The sequence below is a fragment of the Acinetobacter sp. S4400-12 genome (genome assembly GCF_024129495.1).
In the GTDB taxonomy this organism is placed as follows: Bacteria; Pseudomonadota; Gammaproteobacteria; order Pseudomonadales; family Moraxellaceae; genus Acinetobacter; species Acinetobacter lwoffii_C.
The window spans coordinates 276,848-300,045 of the sequence record NZ_JAMXYB010000001.1; the positions used below are offsets into that span (position 1 = coordinate 276,848).

Below are 23,198 nucleotides of genomic sequence, written 5' to 3' on the forward strand. Positions count from 1 at the left end.
GCGATTAAACAGCCTGACCGTAATCAACAGGGTGGTAACAAATCAAACCGTCCTGCCTTGAATGATGAAATTCGTGCAAAAGAAGTCCGTCTTGTAGACGAAAATGGTGAGCAAAAAGGGATTGTAAGCTTAGCTGAAGCCCTGCGCGCAGCAGAAAGCGTTGAGCTTGATCTTGTGGAGATCGTAGCGAATGCCGAGCCACCTGTTTGTAAAATCATGGACTTCAACAAGCATTTGTTTGATTTAAAGCAAAAGCAGAAAGAAGCGAAGAAAAAACAGCATCAAGTCCAGGTGAAAGAAATCAAACTGCGCCCGGGTACTGATGTTGGTGATTACAACGTAAAGTTACGCGCAATCATCAAGTTCCTTGAAGATGGTAACAAAGTGAAAATTACCTTGCGTTTCCGTGGTCGTGAAATGGCTCACCAGCAGTTAGGTCTGGCTCAATTGCAAAAAATTGAAACAGATGTAGCTGAATACGGTACAGTCGAACAAGCACCAAAAATGGAAGGCCGTCAAATGGGTATGCTGCTTGGTCCTAAAAAGAAAAAGTAAGCACTCATTGAGTCTAAAAAGCCCTGCAATTGCAGGGCTTTTTTATGTTGGTTTTATGAGTCTTGATGGGTTTAAAGTTCCAATAGTCTTGAAACATTTGAACAATCGAATGCCGGTATTGTTTAGAAAAGTTGAGTAAATACATGAGGCTGAATTTATGTCTCTCAAGCGCAATGAATAGCTGTCAGATTTCCACATAAGTCCTATTGTTGCTCCGCCCGATCTAGAAAATAACTAAAGTGGCCAAGACAGGAAAGAGAATAAAAAATAAGCCCGTATATTTCAAAATATCAACCGGATATGGTTTTATGAAAGATTGAGGTTTCATGTATTTTTTATTGTGTATATTGTGAATCCACTAGACTGTTATGTATAAAAAAGAAAGACTCCAGTTGGAGTCTTTCTTTGCATAAAAACATTATTCTGCCTTCACTGTTTTTTCGGTCACATCTTCTGAATTTTCTAGCAGTAAATTTTTGCCGATCGGGATTTGTCGTGGCAACTTTTCTTCTGGAATGATACGTTGCAGATCAATGACCAGCAGACCATTTTCATAATCGGCTTGTTGTACTTCAATATGCTCATCTAAACGCAATGACAGCCTAAAGGCGCGACGGGCAATACCTTTATGCAGGTATTCAGTACTTTCTGTTTGTACTGCTTCGGGCTTGCCGGAGATGGTTAATAAACGATTTTCAATTGAAATATCCAGTTCGTTTTGATTGAAGCCAGCAGTTGCCACTACAATGCGGTAATGGTTTTCACCATGTTTTTCAATATTATAGGGTGGATAGTTGGGTGCGTCGCTTTGCATCGCGTAGTCAATAAAATCGTTTAAACGATCAAAGCCAATGCTACGACGGAACAATGGATGAAGATTTAAGTTGCTCATAATTAGAACCTCCTGAGGTCAGCAAAGTTTTAATAACAAGAATTCAAATCTGTCATGATTATCATCGACAGAGCGAAAGAAAACTTTTATCCTTACGCATATTCAATATGTGATTTAGCGGGAAAATTTCAAGATTTTTTCACTTATTTTTTTATAAATTTATAATAAAACACTGAAGTTAAAGTAAAAATAATTTATAGCGTGATGGCTTGCTATTTTTTCATGGCTCTATTACGTTGTTCAAACAAGTCGCTCTTCAGGTAGACGGAGTATAAAATCGAATGATCGATCTATATTATTGGCCAACCCCGAATGGTCATAAAATTACTATTGCCCTGGAAGAGATGGGCCTGAAATATCAGCTTATTCCGGTTAATATTTTGGAAAATGACCAGTTTCAATCCGATTTTCTGGCGATTTCTCCTAATAATAAAATCCCTGCAATTGTGGATCAGGATGGTCCCCGTCATCAGGCGATTTCAATTTTTGAATCGGGGGCAATTTTACAGTATTTAGGACGTAAAACCGGGCTGTTTTATCCACACGATGAGCTAAAACGGGTACAGGTCGAGCAATGGCTGATGTGGCAAATGGGTGGGCTGGGGCCAATGTTGGGCCAGAATCATCATTTTAGCCGTTTTGCACCTGAGCGAATTGCCTATGCAACTGAGCGTTATGTGAATGAATCCAAACGTTTATATGGGGTATTGAATACACAGCTGCTGGGACAGGACTATGTTGCAGGTGAATATTCGATTGCCGATATAGCGGTTTTTCCGTGGTTATTGCGGCATGAATGGCAGCAGATTGATCTGGCCGATTATCCTGAAGTCGAAAAATATATTGCACGTATCAAAGCCCGTCCTGCGGTAGCAAAGGCCTTGGCAATCCAGGTTTAGGCGATGCCATGCATGAAGCAGGTTTATGCTAAACTAGAGTTCTTAAACATAAAACCACCTTTCCGGTGGTTTTTATTGGATAGATGTATGCAAGATTTTTTTCTGAATTTAACCAAGATTATTGAAAGTAATACGCGAATTTATTGGAGTATTATTTTTGGGGTGGCGGCTTGTCTGTTGCTATATATTGCTGAAATTTTCCATGTTGATCATATTATTACGCTCTTAAATACCAAAGATCAGCAGATTTTGGCTGCAGCGATTGATCCGATCACGGACAGATACGGCTGGGCGCGTATGGCAATCATTGTGGCCGCTGTATTGTGGGCAAACTGGGAATTTCTAAAGGCAAAAAAGAAACTGGGCTTAAAACCTTAAGTTTGGTATGTCGCTCCTTTTACTCTTTCTTTCCGCATTCGGGGCGGCAACTCTATTACCGTTGCAATCTGAGGCGGTCTTATTGGGCTTGCTCTGGCAGGAGCATCATCATGCAGCCTTATTGATACTGGTGGCGAGCCTTGGAAATATTCTGGGTTCTTGTGTAAACTGGTATTTAGGTATGCGGGTAGAACAGTATAAACATAAAAAGTGGTTTCCTGTTTCAGAGCAGCAGATGCTGAAAGCGCAACGCACTTACCAGAAATATGGTTATTGGTCGCTACTTTTTAGCTGGGTGCCCATTATTGGTGATCCGATTACCCTGATTGCAGGTTTGCTTAAGGAAAAGTTTGGCCGTTTTTTATGGATGGTCAGCCTGGCCAAGACCGGGCGTTATCTATTTCTCTATTGGGCTTTTAGTATGTGGTAAAAAAAGAGGCGTTCGCCTCTTTTTTAATGACATTCATCGAGTTTAAATTCAATTTCATCTCTAAGGCTGGACGGTTTATACAGCCATAAGGTGCTGGCAAGGCGTTTACTACGGATTTCAGTGCCTTTTAGGGCAGCGATCACTTGCTGGTCGACTTCATAACGTCCCGAACCTTGTCTGATTTTAACGCTTTTGACCTGACCTTCGCGATTGAGCTTCATTTTAAATTTAACTTTGCGGTCATGCCCATGCAGCTGCTCAGGATGAAGATCAAGCTGAGGCTGCTTCAGATATTGAAAATGGGTTTTCTGCCCTTGCTGCTGTGCCTGCCAGTGACTAGAGTTAAAGCTATATTCACAGTCAGTCTGAGTCTCATCTTTTAGTTTGAGGTTAAATACCTGATAGCCAATCAGTGGCAGGGTGGTTTTATTTTCAATATGTGGTTTGGCTTTGGCTGCTTTTACAGCCTGAAGCAGGCGTTGATCAAGCTGGGTAAAACCGGTGCTTTCCTGGATCGAGGCCTGTTCTATTTGCCCCTGCTCATTGACATAGATGCGGACGATGGCAGAGCGATCCTGGCCTTTGAGTTCATCATTATTATAAATAGGTTGAGGAAACTTGCTCCATTCAATACGTGTGGTCAGGTGAGCAGGCTGTACATCAATAGATTGTGTGGGTAATTGATTGACGTTTTTTATTGTTGCGCTATAAGCCGTGGCAAAAGGGGCAGTGAATAGCATTACACACAGGATAGGTTTCATAAGTTTGAGTCTTAAATCAGGCAAAGTACAAGGCGATGAGTCTTGCAGCGCAGTATTTCCTGAAATGGCAACACGAGCAAGTATTAAACATAAAAATCTTATTTTTCTTTAGCTTTGCTGAGGTCTACTGCAAACGGCTCTTGGAGTTGGGTTCAGTTGAATGCAATGATCAGCATGGCCAGGTTTGTCAATTTCGTAATTTAATTCCTTTGCTGCAAAATGTTAGTTTTGCAATTTCCTTCAGAAAAAAGCACTAGTGCTTTTGTTTTAAGCAAAGATGCATTAGAATGTGCGCTCCCTTACCTGCAGGTCGTTGTTGCAATGGTGCAGACGTGCCGAACAGGTGTTTAAAGAGGTTGTTATGGCTAAGTTAAAAACTCGCCGTGGTGCAGCTAAACGTTTCAAAGCGACTGCAAACGGTTTCAAGCGTAAACAAGCGTTCAAACGCCACATTTTGACCAAAAAATCTGCTAAACGTATCCGTCAATTGCGCGGCTGTGTAATGGTTCACGTAAGTGACGTTGCTTCAGTTCGTCGTATGTGCCCATACATCTAAGGAGATTATAAATGGCTCGTGTAAAACGTGGTGTACAGGCTCATCGCCGTCATAAAAAAATTCTTGCTCGTGCTAAAGGTTACTACGGCGCTCGTTCACGCGTATATCGCGTAGCGTTCCAAGCGGTAATCAAAGCAGGTCAATACGCTTACCGTGACCGTCGTCAGAAGAAACGTCAATTCCGTGCTCTATGGATTGCGCGTATCAACGCTGGTGCTCGTCAAAATGGTTTGTCATACAGCCGTATGATCGCTGGCTTGAAAAAAGCTCAGGTGATTATCGACCGTCGCGTACTTGCTGACATCGCTATGCATGACGCAGTTGCATTTGCTGCTTTAGCTTCTAAAGCTAAAGATGCATTAGCTGCATAAGTCTTTAGGACTTAAAGAAAAGACCGCTTTTAGCGGTCTTTTTTTGTGCCTTTATGTATATGGTTGAATCATAAAATTATGAGTAAAAGTTTGAACCCTGATTTTACCTTCATTAGAGAAAGCTGAAATGCGTCAACAATATCATTTTAGACAAGTGGGCGATGATACTCATATTTGGGATGTGCATCGTTTGGTCAAGCTGAGCCAAAGCTTACAGATTAAACAGATTCCAGTGGCAGCTATTCAAGAGCTGAATGAGGCCTATTGGTTTCCTGAAACTCATCCTACCACGCAGCAAATTATTGAACATATTCAGTTGATTCAAGAAGCTGATTTAAGTTATCCCATTATTTTATGCGCAGCAGGGAGGGTGATGGATGGAATGCATCGAGTGGCAAAAGCTCAATTATTGCAGCAGGAAACCATTCAGGCGGTCCAATTTAATATAACCCCAGTACCCGACTTTATTAACCTTGCTGAAGATGAGCTGGATTATGACGAGGACTAAAGATTAATTAGGGTAGAGACGGCCATTTCGCGTATTAGTGACTAAGCACGTGCAGCGGCTTTAACTGATATGCATTGATCAGATGACTTGAGGGCAATACCGTAAATGATGGCTGAAATAAATAAAATCAACGCCGTTGCTACCTCTGCTACAGGGAAAATCATTTTTTTCAGGACTTTGGTATATAAACTCGGCTTGTATTATATTGAGCTGGATAGCCTATTTGGACTGGATTTGCCCTTTTCAGTAAATTTATACTGTTCTGTTAAGCGTGTATTTCATCGGGCATGGCATCAACAGGAGTTATGGTCTAATTCGAGTAATCAGGAAAGTCTGCCGCAGTTGTTTGGATAGCATTCGATGGTCTACTGGATGCTTGGTATACACCGCAAAACTGGGAAAAATATGTGCAGATGAAGAATCTACCCGAATCTCGGCATAGCCGGTGGATACCTGTAAAAAGTCAAAAGAGATTGATGATTTTTTAGCTCAGCTGGGTACTTCTGTGTTATCGCAGATGTGACACCAACATCCTTTAAATTGTCATCTCGTTCTATAAATCTGTTTTAATTCACAGATGTTAGGCCGCTCTGCATTAAAGGAACACGACAGTTGAAGATACAATTTAATGCACAAAACAGAGTTGAATAGCAGCCCTATCAACAAAACTACAGGCCAAAATAGTAGCCAATCAGACAGATAATCACGGTGATAATAATTAAAGTTAATACATTGGTCGCACTGGACTTGCCTGGGTCTTGCGGTTTGTGTGCCTTAGAACTTGCCGATACATGTTTGTCCGTCGTCATGCCAGCGAATGGATCAGGAGTTGCTTTGCTGCTCAGTTGAGCCGTCTTGTAGTGATTCGCAACTTTAACAATAAATTTTGCAGTTAAATCATCAATCTTTTGCGAGAAATGGCGTAAATCCAGTTGCTGTTCAGGGCTTAAAATCTCTCCCTCCGCATGATAAGGATGCTGAATCTGGCTATCAATAAAATCACTTAAGGCTTCTAGACGATAAAGGGTCTGATGGACATAATCTGCTGAGTAATTGGTCGGGATTAAAGCTAGATGGGTGTTTGAATCAGCTTGCAACGCCGGGATGCTGCCATAATAAGGCAAAGAGCTATAAGTCGGCTCTGTAAAACCTTGGGCCCATCTATTTTGAAACAGCTCCTGTTCGGTATAAGTCTGAATATCATCCCAGTTTGGCGCCTCCAGATCGGCATTAATACGTTTGGCCAATTTAGAATTTAACTGATAACCCCAGAAAGTTTCATGCCGTAAAGGAGACTGCTGAGCAGGAGGGGCTTCATAGTCATTATCTGCGCTATACCATTCTGCCAGTTCCTTCCCAATCATCCAGGCCATTTTCTCCTGCTTTCCATGGCTGATAATCACATGCGCGAAAGGCACCAGTTCGACATTGGCATTGGGGTTCTTTTCATCTTCCAGTAAATGTGAGGAGTGCAGGCTCAAGCGAAGAACCCCCTGTTTTTTTAAGCCTTCCAGCCAGATCTGAAAGTGTTGGGCCAAGAGATGCTGTGAAAGCAGGTCACGAAAAGTTAAATGGTGCTGATTAAAAATGGAGTGATTCAGCCACTGGCTAAAGCCAAGATCCTGAGTCAGAAACTCGTTACCATAAGTCACAAGGGTCAGTTGCTGTTTCCAAATTTGATCGAGTGCCATAGTGATTTGATCTCTTTGATATTGTTTATATCTTATACTTTTTATATTTGATCCTGCCAATCTAATTTTCCTGTACAGGTCTCTTCATCAAAGTCTTTAAAAACTGTTAGAATATGGGGTTTTTAAAATAATTTTTTAACCTGTTGCTTTGAGAGTTACTATGTCACTGGAAGCCCTGACCACTGAAGCGCTCGCTGCGATTGCAGCAGCTCAAGACCTTGCTGCACTTGATCAAGCCCGAGTGCAATTTACAGGGAAAAAAAGCCAGCTCGCGGAACAATCTAAGTCGCTGGGTAAAATGGATCCTGAACAGCGTAAAGCGTTCGGCGCACAAATTCATGCAGTCCGTGAAGCAATTACCAGTGCTTTGACCGCACGTCAGGCTGAACTGCATCAAGCCGCATTAGAACAAAAGCTGGCGAGCGAAACAATTGATATTACTTTGCCGGGTCGCGGTCAGCAGGTGGGCAGTATCCATCCGGTGACCCAGGTTCAGGAACGTATTTGCCAGTTCTTTACCAAAGCCGGTTTTACCGTGGAAACAGGTCCAGAAGTTGAAGATGACTATCATAACTTTGAAGCCCTGAATATCCCGGGACATCACCCTGCACGTGCCATGCATGATACCTTCTACTTTGATGTCAACCACCTGCTGCGTACCCATACGTCTGGAGTGCAGATCCGTACCATGGAAACCCAGCAACCGCCGATCCGTATTGTCTGTCCGGGGCGAGTATATCGCTGTGACTCGGACCAGACGCATTCACCGATGTTCCATCAGATCGAAGGGTTATACGTTGCGGAAAATACCAGCTTTGCTGAACTGAAAGGTTTGCTAGTCAATCTACTGAATGAATTCTTTGAAAAAGATTTAACAGTACGTTTCCGTCCGTCTTATTTCCCATTCACTGAGCCAAGTGCTGAAGTGGACATTATGGATGAGCGCGGCAAATGGCTGGAAGTACTAGGCTGCGGAATGGTGCATCCAAATGTACTGCGTGCAGCAGGCATTGATCCGGAACAATACAAAGGCTTTGCATTTGGTTTGGGGGTAGAACGTTTTGCCATGCTACGTTATGGCATTAATGACTTGCGTATGTTCTATCAAAATGATGTGCGTTTTTTACGCCAGTTTGCTTAAAACTTTTTAATAATCCTCTCCTAACCTCTCCTTTTAAAAGAGGGAATCCGCGAAATAGATGGAGTTCTCTCCCTTTGGAAAATGGGGGGTAGAGGGGGATTCTAGAGATTTGAATTACAGGTTTTATATCAATGAAAATTAGCGAAAATTGGCTGCGCACATGGGTTAACCCAGCCATCGACAGCGAAAAATTATCTGACCAACTAACAATGCTCGGTCTGGAAGTCGATGAGCTGGCTCCAGCAGCAAAACCATTTACAGGCGTAGTGGTGGGTGAGGTTTTAACAGTAGAACAGCATCCTGATGCCGATCGCCTGCGGGTAACAACAGTAAATATTGGTTCGGGTGAACCGTTACAAATCGTATGCGGTGCGCCCAACGTCCGCGCAGGCATGAAAGCGCCGGTGGCAACCATCGGTGCGGTTTTACCAGGCAATTTCAAGATTAAAAAAGGCAAACTGCGCGGTGTTGAATCACAAGGTATGCTATGTGGTGCTTCTGAAATTGATCTGGAAGATAAAATTGACGGTCTTTTAGAATTACCGGATGATGCTCCTGTCGGTGTCAATATCCGTGAATATCTGGATCTGGATGACCATGTGATTGACATCAGTATCACGCCAAACCGGGGTGACTGTTTTAGCATTCGTGGTATTGCACGTGAAATCGGGGTCATCAACCAGCTGCCAGTAACTGTACCGGAAATCAAGGAAGTTGCTGCAACGATTAATGATGAGAAGAAAGTCGTTGTCTCAACTGAAGGTTGTCCACGTTACTTGGGTCGTGTGATCAAGAATGTAAATACCAAAGCGCCGACACCAGAATGGATGGAGCGTGCTCTGGTGCGTTCAGGCATTCGTCAGCACAGCATTCTGGTGGATATTACCAACTATGTCCTGATGGAGTTGGGTCAACCTCTTCATGCTTTTGATGGCGGTAAAGTTCAGGGTTCTGTCCAGGTTCGTCAGGCAACAGCAGGTGAAAAACTTGTATTGCTAAATGAACAGGAAGTCGAGCTGCAAGATGATGTCATGGTGATTGCAGATGATGAAAAAGCATTGGCCATTGCGGGTGTAATGGGAGGCTTGTCTTCATCAGTTACCGATGAAACAACAGAAATTTTCCTGGAATCAGCCTTCTTTGCTCCGCTGTATATTGCTGGTCGTGCGCGTCGTTTTGGTCTGCATACAGATGCCTCGCAGCGTTATGAGCGTGGGGTCGATTTTGAACTTCCAATGCTGGCTATGCACCGTGCTTCACAATTGATTGCTGAACTGGCTGGCGGTGAATTTGGACCAATTGTTGTGGCTGAAAATCCAGCAGCATTGCCAACGCGCGAAGCGATTGAACTTGAACAGGCACAAGTAGACCAATTGCTGGGTTATAGTATTGAGCCTGGCTTTATTCGCGATGCATTAATGCGTCTGGGCTGTGAGGTGACGGTCAAGGCAGAAGGGCAATGGTCCGTTGTTCCGCCATCACACCGTTATGATATGGTGATTTATCAAGACCTGATTGAAGAAGTGGCGCGTATTCACGGCTATGACAATATTCAGATCAGCTTGCCAGTACTTGAAGCCAAACTTGCAAAATATCAGGATCAGTTTGAAACCGCACAATTGCGTCAGACAGCGGTGACTTTGGGTTATCAAGAAGCGATCAGTTTTAGCTTTGCTGATTTGAAGCTTGAAAAGCAGTTAAATCCTGCGGTTAATCCATTGGCATTAGCCAACCCAATCTCTAGTGATTTGGCGGTGATGCGTTCGACCCTGCTTTCCAGCCTGATTCCTTGTGTGCAGTACAATACCAACCGTCAGCAGAGCCGTGTCCGTTTCTTTGAATTGGGTTTACGCTTTGACTATCAACATGCTGCCTCAATTCATGATCTTAAGCAGATTCCAACCTTTGCCCTGATTGCCACAGGTTCACGCACTGCGGAAAGCTGGCATGCAAAACCGCAAGCGATGGATTTCTTCGATTTTAAAGGCGATGTAGAAGAAATTCTGGCTGCTGCACGCTTGAAAGTGGAATATGTACGTTCTGAACGTGCCTGGTTGCATCCTGGTCAATCCGCGGAAATTCTCGTGAATAATGAATCAATAGGTTATTTGGGGCGTTTACACCCTTCACTTGAAGATGAACTGGATTTAACAACGACTTGGGTCGCAGAACTGGATCAAAATGCTGTTTTGCAAACTTATGTATCTAATTTTACAGAATTATCACGTTTTCCGTCGGTTCGACGTGATATTGCGCTTTTAATTAGTGATAAGATTAATGTTAGCGAAATTCAGGGACTTATCGAAAAAACAGGTGGAGAGCTTTTAGACTCGACATGGCTATTCGATGTGTATACTGGACAAGGAGTAGAGGAAGGGAAACGCTCACTGGCATTTGCACTTCTCTGGCAGCATCCAAGCCGTACACTGGAAGATGCTGAAATTAAATCAGGTATGGATAATATCCTTCAAGTGTTGGAAAACACTTATCAAGCGACATTGAGGGCTTCATGACAGCATTAACAAAAGCAGAAATGGCTGATCATTTAAGTGAGCTCACGAGTTTAAACCGTCGTGAAGCTAAACAAATGGTCGAGTTGTTTTTTGATGAGATTAGCCAAGCACTAATCTCAGGCGAGCAGGTCAAATTATCAGGTTTTGGGAACTTTGAGTTACGTGACAAACGTCAACGTCCAGGTCGTAATCCTAAAACCGGGGAAGAAATTCCAATTTCTGCACGCCGTGTCGTTACCTTCCGCGCCGGACAGAAATTCCGTCAACGCGTAGGGAATGAGCAGATCAATTGATCTGCTTTTTTCTTTGAGTAACAAGCTATAAAAATTTAGATTTTTATAGCCACAAAAAAAGAGAGCCAATGGCTCTCTTTTTTTGTACTGAATAATCGTAATGATTATTGAGCAGCAGCTTCAGAAGCAGCAGTTGCGTCAGCAGCAGCGTCAACAGCAACAGCAGCAGCAGCAGCAGCTTCAGAAGCAGCAGCAGCTTCAGTAGTAGCAACTTCAGAAGTAGCTTCTACAGCAGCAGCATCAGCAGCAGCTTCAGCTTCAGAAGCAGCTTCTACAGCTTCAGAAGCAGCTTGGTTAGCGTCAGTAGCAGCGTCGTCAGCTTTTTTAGCACAACCAACGAAAGCTAAAGTAGTAGCAACTGCAGCAGCAATAGCGATTTTTTTGAATAACATGGCATCACTCTCTAAAAAAATGAGATTAAAAAAAACCGGAGTTAGGCTGTAATATGCTTTTATTATTCCTAATTTTGTCAGGGACTAACAACGCAGGAGCAGTCTAACTGGTCTGTAAATATGCTATCACCGTGGATTTTGAATTGCTACTGGCTAAACCGTTAAAAATGTAGAAAAATGATAAAAATGAAGAGTTTTTTAACAGAAAATAACAATTAATTGAAAGATTAGGATTGGAGAAAGGCAGGTTACATTTTTTAAGTTTCTGATTACTTTGTTTTATTTATTTTATTAATCAAAACCTTAAAAATAAGTTTACATGATTTCATGCATATTGTTTCAAAGTGTAAGGCTTGTCAACCAAAAAAGGCCACCTAATAGGTGGCCTTTTATGTGATGATTAATATTAATTAGATGCTTTACGTTTCATCTGGTCAAAGAACTCATCATTGGTCTTGGTTTCTTTCATCCGATCCAGTAAGAATTCCATGGCTACCAGTTCATCCTGGGTGTGGAGTAATTTACGCAGAATCCAGACTTTACGCAGATTATCTTCGGACATCAGGCGCTCTTCACGACGCGTGCCTGATTTCTTGATATTCATGGCAGGGAATACACGTTTTTCTGCAATACGGCGATCTAGGGTAATTTCTTGGTTGCCTGTACCTTTAAATTCCTCGTAAATCACTTCATCCATCTTGCTACCGGTTTCAATCAGCGCAGTCGAGATGATAGTCAATGAACCGCCTTCTTCGATATTACGTGCCGCCCCAAAGAAACGCTTTGGACGCTCCAGCGCGTGAGCATCAACACCACCTGTGAGCACCTTACCAGAGGAAGGAATCACAGTGTTATAAGCACGCGCCAGACGTGTGATTGAGTCAAGCAGAATGACGACATCTTTTTTATGTTCAACCAGACGTTTGGCTTTTTCAATAACCATTTCTGCTACCTGAACGTGACGGGCCGGTGATTCGTCAAAGGTTGAAGCCACCACTTCACCGCGAACAGTACGTTCCATTTCAGTAACTTCTTCAGGACGTTCGTCAATTAAAAGTACAATCAGGAAAACTTCCGGGTTATTGCGGATAATAGACTGGGCGATATTTTGTAGCAGCATGGTTTTACCTGCTTTTGGCGGCGCTACAATAATCGAACGTTGACCTTTACCAATCGGTGCAACCAGATCGACTACACGTGCAGTCAAATCTTCAGTTGTACCATTGCCTAGTTCCATGATCAGCTGTTCAGTTGGAAAAAGTGGGGTCAGGTTTTCAAATAGGATCTTATTACGCGAGTTTTCTGGCGTATCGTAGTTAATCTGGTTGACTTTGAGCAGAGCAAAATAACGTTCACCTTCTTTAGGCGGACGAATTGTGCCGGTAATAGTATCGCCAGTACGCAGGTTAAAACGACGGATTTGTGAAGGGCTGACATAAATATCGTCAGGACCTGCCAGATAAGAGCCTGCGGCAGAGCGTAAGAAGCCAAATCCATCTGACAAAATTTCTAGAACGCCATCACCAAAAATCTCTTCGCCATTCATTGCATGACGTTTTAAGATGGCAAAAATAATGTCTTGCTTGCGGTTACGCGCCATACCTTCAAGGCCCATAAACTCGGCAATCTTGATGAGTTCGCCAATCGGTTTTTTCTTGAGTTCGGTTAAATTCATAGGTAGTCAGATAGAATCAAAGTTCTGAGGTACAGGTTAGAAAGGGAGTAAGATTTGGCCGCATACAAGCATTCAAACGAAAGTAATTGAATTTGTAGAAGAACAATTCAGAGATCTGTTTGATTGTTTGAAAGAGAAACGTGAAAAACAATTTCTATTGCCGAGCGGCATCTTATGTAATGTATCTTTTAAGAAATTGGCAGGATTTAGCATCCTTTATCTCTTGAGTTAGAAATATAAGAGAGAAACCGCTTTTTGTCAATTTATAGTCGAAAAAAATACGCGGCGATTTGTCGCGTATTTTAATTTGAATTGGATATGCTTAGATATTTTCATCAATAAACGCAGTCAATTTTGATTTTGGTGCTGCACCTACTTGAGTCGCAATCACTTCACCGCCTTTAAACATCAGCAATGCAGGAATGTTGCGGATATTGAAATTTACTGCAGTTTGTTCGCAAGCCGTCACATCTACTTTGACAATTTTTACTTTGCCTTGGTATTCATCTGCAAGGACTTCAAGTACAGGGGCAATGGCTTTACATGGTGCACACCAGCCTGCCCAGAAGTCTACTAGTACAGGAATCTCCGATTGAAGAACGTCTGCTTCGAAGTTTGCGTCAGTAGTATTTACAATGTTGCCAGACATGAAAGGCTCCAGAAATAATTTTTAAAGATGACTATATTTCTTAGTATTACATAGCCTTCTTTAACAATGTAGGGGAAGCTGTAAATTTTGAAGCTTAAATCGTGTTTTGTCCAATGGATGATGACGATAGTCATCATCGTGTCATGCAATTGACATATAAATGAAAAAATAATTACGCGAAATTGTGCTGTTAAATGGCTTTTAAATTGCATGGTTGTGAATTACTCTAGGCACAATTTGTAAAAGGTTGATTTCTGAAATGTCTGATTTTTTGATTGATGAAGAGCTACTTGCAGCCATCGATATGGGATCAAACAGCTTTCATTTGGCGATTGCCCGTGTGGATCATGGCGAAGTTAAAAAAGTCGTATCAATGTCAGAAAAGGTTCAGCTGGCTGCAGGGCTGGATGAAAATAAGAATTTAACTGAGGCAGCACAGCAGCGCGGTCTGGCATGTCTGGCACGTTTTGTGGGACGTTTGGGGGCCGTGCAGCCCAACCGTTTAAGAATCGTGGCAACCAATGCGCTACGCCAGGCTAAAAACGGGGATGAATTTATTCAAAAAGCGGCTGAAATTCTGCCTAAGCCGATAGAAATTATTGCAGGGCGAGAAGAAGCTCGTCTCATTTATCTGGGTGTGTCACACACCATGGAAAATTCAGGTCGCCGCCTGGTGGTGGATATTGGTGGTGGTTCAACCGAACTGATTATTGGTGAGGAATTTGAGCCGATTCATACAGAGTCGGTGCAAATGGGTTGTGTGGCTTTTACCAAAGCTTATTTCCCTGAAGGTCAAATCAGTAGCAAGGCTTTTGATAAGGCGGTCACTGCAGCACGTAAAGAAATTTCTGGTATTGCCAATACCTATAAGGCAGCAGGTTGGGATGCGGTAGTTGGCTCAAGCGGTACGATTAAAGCCTGTCGCCAGATCTGTGTGAACATGGGCTGGAGCAATGATAAGGAACAGCTTACCCGCGAAGGTCTAGAAAAACTGAAAGACAAGCTGCTGAAATACAAACATGTCTCTGAAATGGAATTTGAAGGACTTAAAGAGGATCGCCGTGCAGTTCTGCCGGCAGGTATTGCTATTCTTTATGCCGTTTTTGATGTCCTGAATGTTCGTTATCTAACCTATTCTGATGGTGCATTACGTGAAGGGGTCATGTATGACCTGTTGGGCCGTTTTAAGCATGAAGATATTCGAGACCGTTCGGTACATGCCCTGATTGGACGTTATAGTGCCGACAGCAAACAGGCAGAGCGTGTAGTGCAAACTGCACAAAAAATGTTTGATGATATGGCTGAACAGCTTGGACTGAACAGTGATGACAGTGACCTGTTGCGCCGGGCTGCCTATTTGCATGAAATTGGTCTGGCAATCAGCCATAGTGGTTATCAGCGTCATGGTGCCTATTTGTTGCAGCACTCCGACATTGCCGGTTTTTCCCAAATCGACCAGAACTATTTGTCACATTTAGTCGCGCACCATCGTCGCAAATTGCGCACTGATGCCAAGATTGATGTGATGAAAGTGGGCGGATCTAAACTTTTATACTTGTGTTTGCTGCTTCGTCTGGCGGTTTTGGTCAATCACAGCCGCAGTGATGAGATGCTTCCTGCCATTGAACTCAAGGCAAAAAATACGCAACAATGGCAGCTCAGTATTTCCGGTGATGCCAAACAGTGGCCATTGCTAATCGCTGAGCTGCATGATGAACAGCTGCAGTTTAAAAATTGGGACATTGATCTCTCGATTCAGTCTGAACAGTTTGTTAATTAATACCTTTATAGGGATGAAAAACGGTTAACCTATGAGAAATAAAGCTACCCCATCAAAAGCATGGAAGACAGTGCAGATCGCCCGTCATCCGGAACGTCCACAATTTCTGGATTATGTTGGTGAAATATTCACTGAATTTGATGCTTTACATGGTGACCGTTTATATGGTGATGATGGTGCCATGATTGGCGGTCTAGCTCGCTTTGATGGGCAGCCCGTGATGATTGTCGGTCAGCATCGCGGTCGCAGTACCCGTGAAAAACTACAGCATAATTTCGGCATGAGTAACCCGGAAGGTTACCGCAAGGCCCAGCGTTTACTAGACATGGCGGAACGTTTTAATCTGCCGGTCTTTACCTTTATTGATACCATGGGCGCTTATCCGGGGGTAGGGGCAGAAGAACGTGGTCAGGCTGAAGCAATTGCCACCAGCCTTGCTCAACTCTCTAATTTGAAAGTGCCTGTAATTGCTACGGTACTGGGTGAAGGTGGTTCGGGTGGCGCACTGGGTATTGGTGTCGCGGATCGGGTCATTATGCTGTCTCATAGTATCTATTCTGTGATTTCGCCAGAAGGCTGTGCATCTATTTTGTGGAAAACTGCAGAGAAAGCAGAGGTAGCGAGTGAAGCGCTGGCCCTGACAGCAGACAAGCTGCAGAAAATGGGGATTGTGGAATATGTCGTGGATGAAGGTGAGGGCGCTCATTTAAATCCGGATCAGGTCATGAACAGCCTGAAAGCTGTCCTGAAAGAAGCTTTAAATGAATTGCAACCGATGGAAGCACAAGAGCGATGCGAAGCACGTTACCAACGTTTAATGAAGTTTGGCAGCGACAATTTAGGTCTGGTTTCTTAAAGCAACTGCAGGAATTTCCTGCAGAAAAAAAATTTCTAATCGGATGCAGTGGTGGCGTAGATTCTATGCTGCTGCTGCATCTGATGTTTTTTTTCTGTCCCGAAAAAGTGCGTGCCATTTATGTGGATCATCAATTGCAGCACATGAGTGCAGGGTGGGGAACTTTCGTCCAGCAGCAATGTCAGCAGCGGCATATTCCCTGCATCGTCCAGCCGGTTCAGGTCCTGAGTGGAAATCTTGAGCTTCAGGCTCGTCAGGCTCGTTATCAGGCTTATGCACAACATCTGCAAGTCAATGAAATTCTGGTATTGGCCCATCATCAGCAGGATCAGGCAGAAACCTTGATGCTGCGCCTGCTCTCTGGTGCAGGAATTGATGGTCTGGCCGCTATGAAACCGGTAGATCAGCGAGAAAATCTAACCATCTGGCGGCCATTGCTAGATATCTCCCGTGAGCAGATTTGTCAGTGGGCTATGGATTTAAATATCCAGAATATTGAAGATCCGACCAATCAGGATATTCACTATGATCGTGCTTGGGCACGTGAGCAGTTATGGCCAGTGCTGACAGAACGTTATCCTAAAATGCAGAATGCTTTGGCGCGTAGTGCCGTACTAATGCAGGATACACAGGATATTTTGCAGGAAATTGTGCAGCAGGATTTGAAATCTTGCGGCACTGCAGCAAGGCTTGATTTAACCCGGTTGAATCAATTATCTAAAGCACGACAACGCCAGCTCTTGTCGATCTGGATGAAAGGCACAGCACAATATCGTCCTGCCTTTGATATGGTGGAACGTTTGCAGCGTGAAGTTATTGCTGCAAAACTGGATGCTCAGGCTGCACTGCATTGGCAAGGCTATTATTATGTGCGTTATCAGCAACAGCTCTATCGCTTAACAGCTGCTGTTTATCAGGCAGATCGAAATGCTATTCCCGTTGAGCAAGTCCTGCAGTTGAACTTGGCTGCCAATGTGCGACTGCCTTCAGGAAGCTTTAAAATTCAGCAGGCAACTGTGGGTTTATCCAGAGATTTACTGAATCGGCGGCTGAAACTGACACGAAGACAAGGCGGTGAAAAAATCCATTTGCATGGACGTGTAGGTAACTGGCCCTTAAAGAAAGCCATTCAGGAAGCGCAAATATTTCCCTGGACACGACATACGATTCAAATATTAAGCACAGATAATGTTATGCTAGGCGTGTTTACACCTCAGGGATTCTGGTTGGCTCAATCTGCATATTGTACAGCAGGGGGGTGGCTACCTATTTTGGTTTCTTCGACATTAGAACTCAACGACGAGCATTGAACATGAGTGCAGCTTTAAATTGTAATATCTGTTTTATCGGTGGCGGTAATATGGCGCAGGCTTTAATTGGCGGCCTGATTTCACGAGGATTGGCAGCAACACGTATTACAGTGGCTGATCCGGTTGAAAAAGTCCGTACGCTGCTGGCAGAAAAAGATATACATGTGGCTGATGATAACCAGGCTGCGATCAAAGATGCGGATATTGTCGTGTTTGCAGTTAAACCTCAGGTGCTGGCTAGCGTACTGCTACCCTTGAAAGGATTGGTGAGTGACAAGCTGATTATTTCTATTGTCGCAGGTGCAGAAATTGCGACTTTGTCGCGACTATTGGGGGCGGAACGTATTGTACGGGTGATGCCAAATACTCCGGCGCTGGTGCAAACCGGCGCACATGGACTATATGCCCATGACAATGTCGAGGCAACTGACCGAGAGCTGGCCAGTCAAGTTCTCGCTTCTACTGGTCTGACAATTTGGGTAAACTCAGAGGCACAGATTGATGCAGTGACAGCTGTATCCGGTTCGGGACCTGCCTATTTTTTCTATATGATGGAAAGCATGATCCGTGCGGGCAAAAATTTAGGTCTGGATGAGAAGACTGCTACTGCTCTAACTTTGCAGACTGCATTAGGTGCAGCGCAGATGGCCATTACCAGCTCTAATACACCCGCTGAACTGCGTAAAAATGTAACTTCTCCTAATGGGACAACGCAGGCAGCGCTGGAGGTTTTTGACCGTGCGCAAATCTCGCAGAATATTCAGGCAGCTTTGGCGGCTGCACAAAAACGTAGCCAAGAACTTGCACAAGAACTTAGTGAAAGTAATCAATCTTCAGTTTAATTTTTAGGAACGTTCAAGTATGGGTGCAAATTCTGCGCTAATTTTTGGCATTATCATTAACGTCGCGATTTTGCTCGTATTCTTCCGCTTTTTAATGCAACTGGCTGTCATCAGTCCCTATAATCCGGTAGTACTTTCAACTGTCAAGGCGACAAAAATTGTAGATGTATTCGGTCGTATCTTTCCGACCCTGGGCAAAGGCCGGGTCAATACGGCAGCTTTGGCCTTGCTGGTGGTGTTATATCTACTCAAGATTTTTGGCATGATGTATTTGTCCGGAGGGATGCCGAATGGCCCTGTACATCTGCTGATTTTGACTTTTGTCACGATGATTCAGGACCTGATCCGTTTCTGTCGTTATCTGATTTTTGCAGCCATTATTTTAAGCTGGGTGGTCATGTTTACCCAATCGCGTTCTCCTTATATTGAGGTAGTGCAGGAACTGGCTGAACCGATTCTGGCACCATTTCGCCGTATTATGCCGAATATGGGCATGATTGACCTGTCTCCAATTATGGCGATTCTGGCCTTGATCATTATTGAAATGATTATGAATCAAGTTGCCATTGTCTTGTTGACTGGCCTTTAACAAGATTTTAAAAAAGGATGCTAAGGCATCTTTTTTTATAGGGGACAAATGGGAAACTCTTTTAATGAAGAGCTCTGGTTTAATTTGCCCCCAGAAAACCCTTGAATGGCACATTAAGCAAGCAAATTAAAATGATGGGTTTTATCCTGCTCTCTTCAGCGCAACTCTGGTCTCGGGACGGATAAATATAGTGTCCAGGTGAAATATTTACCAAGGAGCGTGTGATGTCCAGTCTATTTATTGTCATGCTTGGAGGCCGTCATGTGCGGGCAAATATGGAAGTCCATGATGTGGTTCTGGCGGTGGGGGAAAGTCTGGAAGAAACCTATCCGCAACTGAAAAATGCTTGGTTTGGCGAACAGCAAGGTTTGCATATAGATGCCTGGGCACAGATTCATGGCGTAGAGTTTGCAGGAAAGTCTTACCAGATTCAATTTACGGATGCCGCACCGAATCAGGCGAATGAAAAACTCTGGCTTATTAATCTGGGGGGCTATGATGCACATGAATTTGGCGAGCTGCATCGTTATGTGCTGGTGGTCGCACAAAATGCTATGGTCGCCAAGCAGCGGGGTAAAGCCCATTTTGCACGGCACTGGCAAAAGCAGCATACTGATCGAGTGCTAGATATAGATGACTGCATTGCCATCGATCATGTCTATGGCCGTTATATTCAGTTGGTCGAGGGTGAGTTTAAGCCTAATCGCTGGGAAAATACCTATCTGTCGATTTAAATGGATGAAATGATAAACAGAGGGTGATGTAGCAGATCTCGACGAGTGGTAGCAAAAAACGCTTTATCAAATCTTAATAATGGGCATAATACGATTAAAAATATCGTTTCTGAATAAGATGGAATGTCTTAAATGGATTTAATTCAGGCAAATGGACAACCGCGTTACGGACGTTTTAAGGAAATTCCCAAAAGCATTGATTATGATGCCTACCGCTACAAAACCCCTTATGGAAATACGGTTTCGGGTTGGCGTAAACATTTAAAGTATAAAAAATTCAAGTTTTGTAGTATTCAGCACGAGCACTATACGATTGGTCTGGCGATTGCCGATATCGCATGGGCTGGGCATAGTTTTGTCTATATCTATAATCATCTCACCAATGATGTACAGGAATGGAAGGCGATTAATTTTCTGGCACGGCATACGGTACTGGATGAGCAGCCGCTGTTTAATCATAGTTATTTTAATAAGTCACCTTTTCAGATCGAGATTCAGCATAGCAACGGGGTGCGTTATATCAACGTTACCAAATATGGAGAAATCAAACTTTCGGCCCGCATCTTCTGTGCAGGAACAGAGCCACTGAGTATGTGCAGTCCGACCGGAATTAATGGCTGGACCTATACCCAAAAATTGACCACGCTGGCATGTGAAGGGTATTTCGTCAACAAGCAGGGCCAAACCCTGCAATTTAATGAACGGACTTTTGCCTCCCTGGATGATACTTGCGGCTTTTTGCGCCCTGAAACGGCATGGTTCTGGCTGTCCAGTAATTTTAGGGATGCCAATCAAAACCGGATCGGGATTAATCTGGCATCTGGTGTCAATGAAAGTTTTGGCAATGAAAACTGTTTATGGGTGAATGGAAAGATTTATCCACTCGCAGATGTGCTGTTTCAGCAGGAAAATGAAAACCAGTGGAGTATTCAGTCGCTGGATCAACGTTTAAATCTGACAGTTAAAACCGGCTGGCGTCGTTATGAGAATCTGAATCTGCGTTTGGTCGGTAGTCAGTTCAGTCAGTGGCAGGCCAAAATCTGTGGCACCATTCAGCAAGGTGATCAGGAAATTATTCTGTTAAATGAATATGGGCTTTTAGAGCAGCACTATGCGAAGTGGTAAGATTTTTTTATTGCTGCCTCCTTAAAGAGTCTTTCCTATTCTATTCAGAATATGAGTCAGTTTCGGTGTTTAGAAATTGACATCTTATTTTTTACCTCCAGCTACCTGATAAAAATGCCAGTCCATATTGTTTAGGGACTGGCATAATTCAAGCGTGAAGACTTTTTTGTAATCTGACGGCCTATCTTTGCTGAGCGCTTAAGCTTGTGCGGCCTGCCAGAATGCTTCACCCGCCAGAATTGGATTATTGGTTTCTTCCAAAGTTTTGACCCAGACTTCGTATTGCGCAATGACTGGGTGTTGGCTTGGATGGAAGTCAGCTTTAAACCAGTCACGATATTGCTTGCCCATGCGTGTTAGCACCCCTTTTCTACCAAAGAACCACGGCAGGCCTTTGAGGTTCATTTGCCAGCGCTGTAGTCGGTTAAAACCATCATATTTCAACATGATATTTGCGCGGTAGAGGGTAAAGCCGAACATCACCACCGTGATAAACGGCAGGGCCGCTTTACGGGTTAATTCGGGTGTCTGGGCGACCTCTTTCATCACATCGAAGGCCACATCACGGTGTTCCATTTCCTCAATGGCATGCCAAGCGAAAAGAGCGCGCACATAAGGATGTGCTGCAGCCAGTGTCTGCTTATGGGCATAAAACGTTTCTGCCATTAAGGCGGTTAAGTGTTCTGCAGCAGCAGTGACGGCAATATTGTAATGTGGTGAACGGTACTTGAGATCTCTGTTCATCATACTATTCAAGCGGCTAATAAACTGGTCAACCGGCATCCCTTGCTCACGCATCAGATCATTCATTTGGTCATGTGCAATACCATGCTGCGCTTCCTGACGAATAAAATCGGCTACACGCTGCTGTAGCTTGGGGTCTTTGATTTGGTCGCGAAACAGTCGCACACTCAGAATAAAATAGCGCTCGCCATCTGGAAAGGTCAGGCTGAGCGCATCAAACATGCGGGTCAGAAAAGGATCACCGCCAAACCAGTAACGTGGAATTTCATCAAGCTTGAAATCAAGATTGCTACGGACCACAGGTTGTATGGTGGATTTTACTATAGCGTTCATTTACTTTTATTCTTTTTTCTGGAGATATTGACAGTATGTCGGAGAGTGGGTGAATTGTTTTGACAGATATTGCCAATTTTTATACATTTTACGCCAGAAGAAATAAAAAATATATCGTGTTGCAGCCGTGATTGGGAATCGCTATGCAAGAGATCAAAATATCCAATGGTTATATCCAGCTGTGGGCAAGTTATTTACGAAGCCGGCAGATTGATCCTTTACATGCTGATTTCCTGAAAGATTTTAAGGAGCAATTGCAAGGCTTGATTGATCAGCCTTTTGATATACAGGTGCCACTGCAACTGCTTAACAATGTATTGCTCAGCACCCGGCAGCATCTTGATTGTCCGCAGTTAATTTTTGAAATTGTCCAGGAAATCAGGCCAGAGCATTTTGGTGTGCTGGGTTATATGGCTTCCAAAAGTAGCAGCATTTCAGAAATCATCGGTTATATCATACGCTTTCAACGGCTGGTGGTGGATGGCAGTGATCTTATTCCTTTTCAACTGCGACAGCATGAACAGAGTGTCGAGTTGTACTGGGCTTTTCTGGAGGAACGTTATAATGTTCTGAATGAACTGACCATAGCGGCAATGGTGCAACTGGGCCGTTTTATTTTGCAGGAGCAGCCTTTGTTGTTGCGCAGCATCCACTTTGCACATCGGCCTGAGATTGCAGTGATTCATTTTCAAAAGTTTTATGCAACAGAGCTTAAATTTTCTCAACCTCATTATGCACTGGAGCTGGATGTGCAAGGCCTGAACCTGAAATCTGATCAGGCTGACCCGATGCTGCTGCAACTGTTAATTCGTCAGGCTGAAGGGGAAATTGCCGCCCGGCCACAACTGGAATCGACGCTGCAACATGCCCAAAGGCTGATTGCAGATCACTTGCGTATGCACCAGCAAGCTTTAAAAATTGAACAGCTGGCAGAACATCTGCTGCTGTCTGTCCGTACTTTGCAGCGTAAACTTGCCGAGCAGGGCACAAGCTTTAAAAAGCTGCTGGAACAGGAGCGGATAAAACGTTGTGATCTGCTGCTCCAGCAGGAGATCAGCTTGAGTGAGATTGCCGAGCAGCTGGACTATTCTGACCAGTCTGCCTTGGCACGTGCTTATAAGGCAGCAACGGGCCGCACTTTATTACAATACCGTAAGCAGCCCAAACAAGATCAGCGTTAA

Annotated in this window: 25 protein-coding genes; 18 read left to right on the top strand and 7 right to left on the bottom strand. The window is 43.7% G+C overall.

The annotated features are described in order from the left end of the window. The first annotated feature begins 3 nt into the window (after positions 1-3). Positions 4-555 (top strand): translation initiation factor IF-3, encoded by a 552-nt coding sequence (infC, locus tag NI461_RS01325; protein ID WP_151203663.1) that lies wholly within the window; start codon positions 4-6, stop codon positions 553-555. Positions 556-973: 418 nt separating this feature from the next. Here infC and NI461_RS01330 read toward each other — a convergent pair whose 3' ends face one another. Continuing rightward, entirely contained in the window at positions 974-1,447 is a 474-nt protein-coding gene (locus NI461_RS01330) for an Hsp20 family protein (protein WP_253156266.1), read from the bottom strand. Between the two features lie 281 nt (positions 1,448-1,728). Here NI461_RS01330 and NI461_RS01335 point away from each other — a divergent pair, with 281 nt between their 5' ends. The 3 genes from NI461_RS01335 to NI461_RS01345 all read left to right on the top strand — a co-directional run bounded on the left by NI461_RS01335 (position 1,729) and on the right by NI461_RS01345 (position 3,154). Next, on the top strand, positions 1,729-2,346 hold the full coding sequence (locus NI461_RS01335) for a glutathione S-transferase N-terminal domain-containing protein (protein WP_253156268.1): 618 nt from the start codon (positions 1,729-1,731) through the stop codon (positions 2,344-2,346). Positions 2,347-2,433: 87 nt separating this feature from the next. Beyond that, the gene (locus NI461_RS01340; protein ID WP_151207474.1) at positions 2,434-2,724 is read left to right on the top strand and encodes a hypothetical protein; all 291 of its coding nucleotides are present in this window, start codon (positions 2,434-2,436) and stop codon (positions 2,722-2,724) included. Between the two features lie 7 nt (positions 2,725-2,731). Continuing rightward, on the top strand, positions 2,732-3,154 hold the full coding sequence (locus tag NI461_RS01345) for a YqaA family protein (RefSeq protein WP_174660257.1): 423 nt from the start codon (positions 2,732-2,734) through the stop codon (positions 3,152-3,154). 23 nt (positions 3,155-3,177) lie between these two features. On the opposite strand, the gene NI461_RS01350 is transcribed toward NI461_RS01345, so the two are convergent. Beyond that, positions 3,178-3,915: a TonB family protein gene (locus NI461_RS01350; RefSeq protein ID WP_253156270.1), complete on the bottom strand. Its 738-nt coding sequence runs from the start codon at positions 3,913-3,915 to the stop codon at positions 3,178-3,180. Between the two features lie 361 nt (positions 3,916-4,276). On the opposite strand from NI461_RS01350, the gene rpmI reads away from it, so the two are divergent. The 3 genes from rpmI (at position 4,277) to NI461_RS01365 (ending at position 5,350) form a co-directional block, all read left to right on the top strand. Further along, positions 4,277-4,471 carry a 50S ribosomal protein L35 gene (gene rpmI / locus NI461_RS01355; RefSeq protein WP_001096359.1) on the top strand — a complete coding sequence of 65 codons (195 nt, stop codon included), beginning with the start codon at positions 4,277-4,279 and terminating at the stop codon, positions 4,469-4,471. Between the two features lie 11 nt (positions 4,472-4,482). Beyond that, a complete protein-coding gene (gene rplT, locus NI461_RS01360) occupies positions 4,483-4,842 on the top strand; it encodes a 50S ribosomal protein L20 (protein WP_004647525.1) in 360 nt (119 codons plus the stop codon). Between the two features lie 127 nt (positions 4,843-4,969). Further along, positions 4,970-5,350 (top strand): hypothetical protein, encoded by a 381-nt coding sequence (locus NI461_RS01365; protein WP_151203651.1) that lies wholly within the window; start codon positions 4,970-4,972, stop codon positions 5,348-5,350. A gap of 668 nt (positions 5,351-6,018) precedes the next feature. Here NI461_RS01365 and NI461_RS01370 read toward each other — a convergent pair. Continuing rightward, on the bottom strand, positions 6,019-7,041 hold the full coding sequence (locus NI461_RS01370) for a hypothetical protein (protein ID WP_253156272.1): 1,023 nt from the start codon (positions 7,039-7,041) through the stop codon (positions 6,019-6,021). A gap of 160 nt (positions 7,042-7,201) precedes the next feature. On the opposite strand from NI461_RS01370, the gene pheS reads away from it, so the two are divergent. The 3 genes from pheS (at position 7,202) to NI461_RS01385 (ending at position 10,988) form a co-directional block, all read left to right on the top strand. Further along, on the top strand, positions 7,202-8,182 hold the full coding sequence (gene pheS / locus NI461_RS01375; RefSeq protein WP_253156274.1) for a phenylalanine--tRNA ligase subunit alpha: 981 nt from the start codon (positions 7,202-7,204) through the stop codon (positions 8,180-8,182). 131 nt (positions 8,183-8,313) lie between these two features. Continuing rightward, a complete protein-coding gene (pheT, locus tag NI461_RS01380) occupies positions 8,314-10,695 on the top strand; it encodes a phenylalanine--tRNA ligase subunit beta (protein WP_253156276.1) in 2,382 nt (793 codons plus the stop codon). Beyond that, on the top strand, positions 10,692-10,988 hold the full coding sequence (locus tag NI461_RS01385) for an integration host factor subunit alpha (protein ID WP_004783565.1): 297 nt from the start codon (positions 10,692-10,694) through the stop codon (positions 10,986-10,988). The genes pheT and NI461_RS01385 overlap by 4 nt, the downstream gene beginning before the upstream one ends. Before the next feature lie 104 nt (positions 10,989-11,092). Here the strand turns inward: NI461_RS01385 and NI461_RS01390 are convergent, their stop codons facing one another. The 3 genes from NI461_RS01390 to trxA form a co-directional block, all read right to left on the bottom strand. Beyond that, positions 11,093-11,380 (bottom strand): hypothetical protein, encoded by a 288-nt coding sequence (locus tag NI461_RS01390; protein WP_253156278.1) that lies wholly within the window; start codon positions 11,378-11,380, stop codon positions 11,093-11,095. Between the two features lie 406 nt (positions 11,381-11,786). Further along, complete coding sequence (rho, locus tag NI461_RS01395) at positions 11,787-13,055, bottom strand: transcription termination factor Rho (protein WP_151203641.1); 1,269 nt, start codon at positions 13,053-13,055, stop codon at positions 11,787-11,789. 322 nt (positions 13,056-13,377) lie between these two features. Beyond that, positions 13,378-13,704, bottom strand: a complete 327-nt coding sequence (trxA, locus tag NI461_RS01400) for a thioredoxin (RefSeq protein WP_253156280.1) — start codon at positions 13,702-13,704, stop codon at positions 13,378-13,380. A gap of 259 nt (positions 13,705-13,963) precedes the next feature. Between trxA and ppx the strand changes: the two genes are divergently transcribed. The 7 genes from ppx (at position 13,964) to NI461_RS01435 (ending at position 20,940) form a co-directional block, all read left to right on the top strand. After that, positions 13,964-15,484: an exopolyphosphatase gene (gene ppx / locus NI461_RS01405; RefSeq protein WP_151203637.1), complete on the top strand. Its 1,521-nt coding sequence runs from the start codon at positions 13,964-13,966 to the stop codon at positions 15,482-15,484. A 31-nt stretch (positions 15,485-15,515) separates the two neighbouring features. Next, the gene (locus NI461_RS01410; protein WP_151203635.1) at positions 15,516-16,340 is read left to right on the top strand and encodes an acetyl-CoA carboxylase carboxyltransferase subunit alpha; all 825 of its coding nucleotides are present in this window, start codon (positions 15,516-15,518) and stop codon (positions 16,338-16,340) included. Then, positions 16,277-17,650, top strand: a complete 1,374-nt coding sequence (tilS, locus tag NI461_RS01415; RefSeq protein WP_151203633.1) for a tRNA lysidine(34) synthetase TilS — start codon at positions 16,277-16,279, stop codon at positions 17,648-17,650. The genes NI461_RS01410 and tilS overlap by 64 nt, the downstream gene beginning before the upstream one ends. After that, positions 17,647-18,492: a pyrroline-5-carboxylate reductase gene (gene proC, locus NI461_RS01420; protein ID WP_253156300.1), complete on the top strand. Its 846-nt coding sequence runs from the start codon at positions 17,647-17,649 to the stop codon at positions 18,490-18,492. The genes tilS and proC overlap by 4 nt, the downstream gene beginning before the upstream one ends. A 19-nt stretch (positions 18,493-18,511) precedes the next feature. Beyond that, positions 18,512-19,081 carry a YggT family protein gene (locus tag NI461_RS01425; RefSeq protein WP_174660251.1) on the top strand — a complete coding sequence of 190 codons (570 nt, stop codon included), beginning with the start codon at positions 18,512-18,514 and terminating at the stop codon, positions 19,079-19,081. 224 nt (positions 19,082-19,305) lie between these two features. Further along, complete coding sequence (locus tag NI461_RS01430; RefSeq protein WP_174660250.1) at positions 19,306-19,815, top strand: DUF1543 domain-containing protein; 510 nt, start codon at positions 19,306-19,308, stop codon at positions 19,813-19,815. Positions 19,816-19,947: 132 nt separating this feature from the next. Continuing rightward, positions 19,948-20,940, top strand: a complete 993-nt coding sequence (locus NI461_RS01435) for a DUF2804 domain-containing protein (protein WP_174660249.1) — start codon at positions 19,948-19,950, stop codon at positions 20,938-20,940. Between the two features lie 198 nt (positions 20,941-21,138). Here NI461_RS01435 and NI461_RS01440 read toward each other — a convergent pair whose 3' ends face one another. After that, positions 21,139-22,017, bottom strand: coding sequence for a metal-dependent hydrolase (locus tag NI461_RS01440; protein WP_174660248.1), 879 nt, complete (start codon positions 22,015-22,017; stop codon positions 21,139-21,141). Positions 22,018-22,160: 143 nt separating this feature from the next. Between NI461_RS01440 and NI461_RS01445 the strand changes: the two genes are divergently transcribed. Continuing rightward, a complete protein-coding gene (locus NI461_RS01445; RefSeq protein WP_253156282.1) occupies positions 22,161-23,198 on the top strand; it encodes an AraC family transcriptional regulator in 1,038 nt (345 codons plus the stop codon).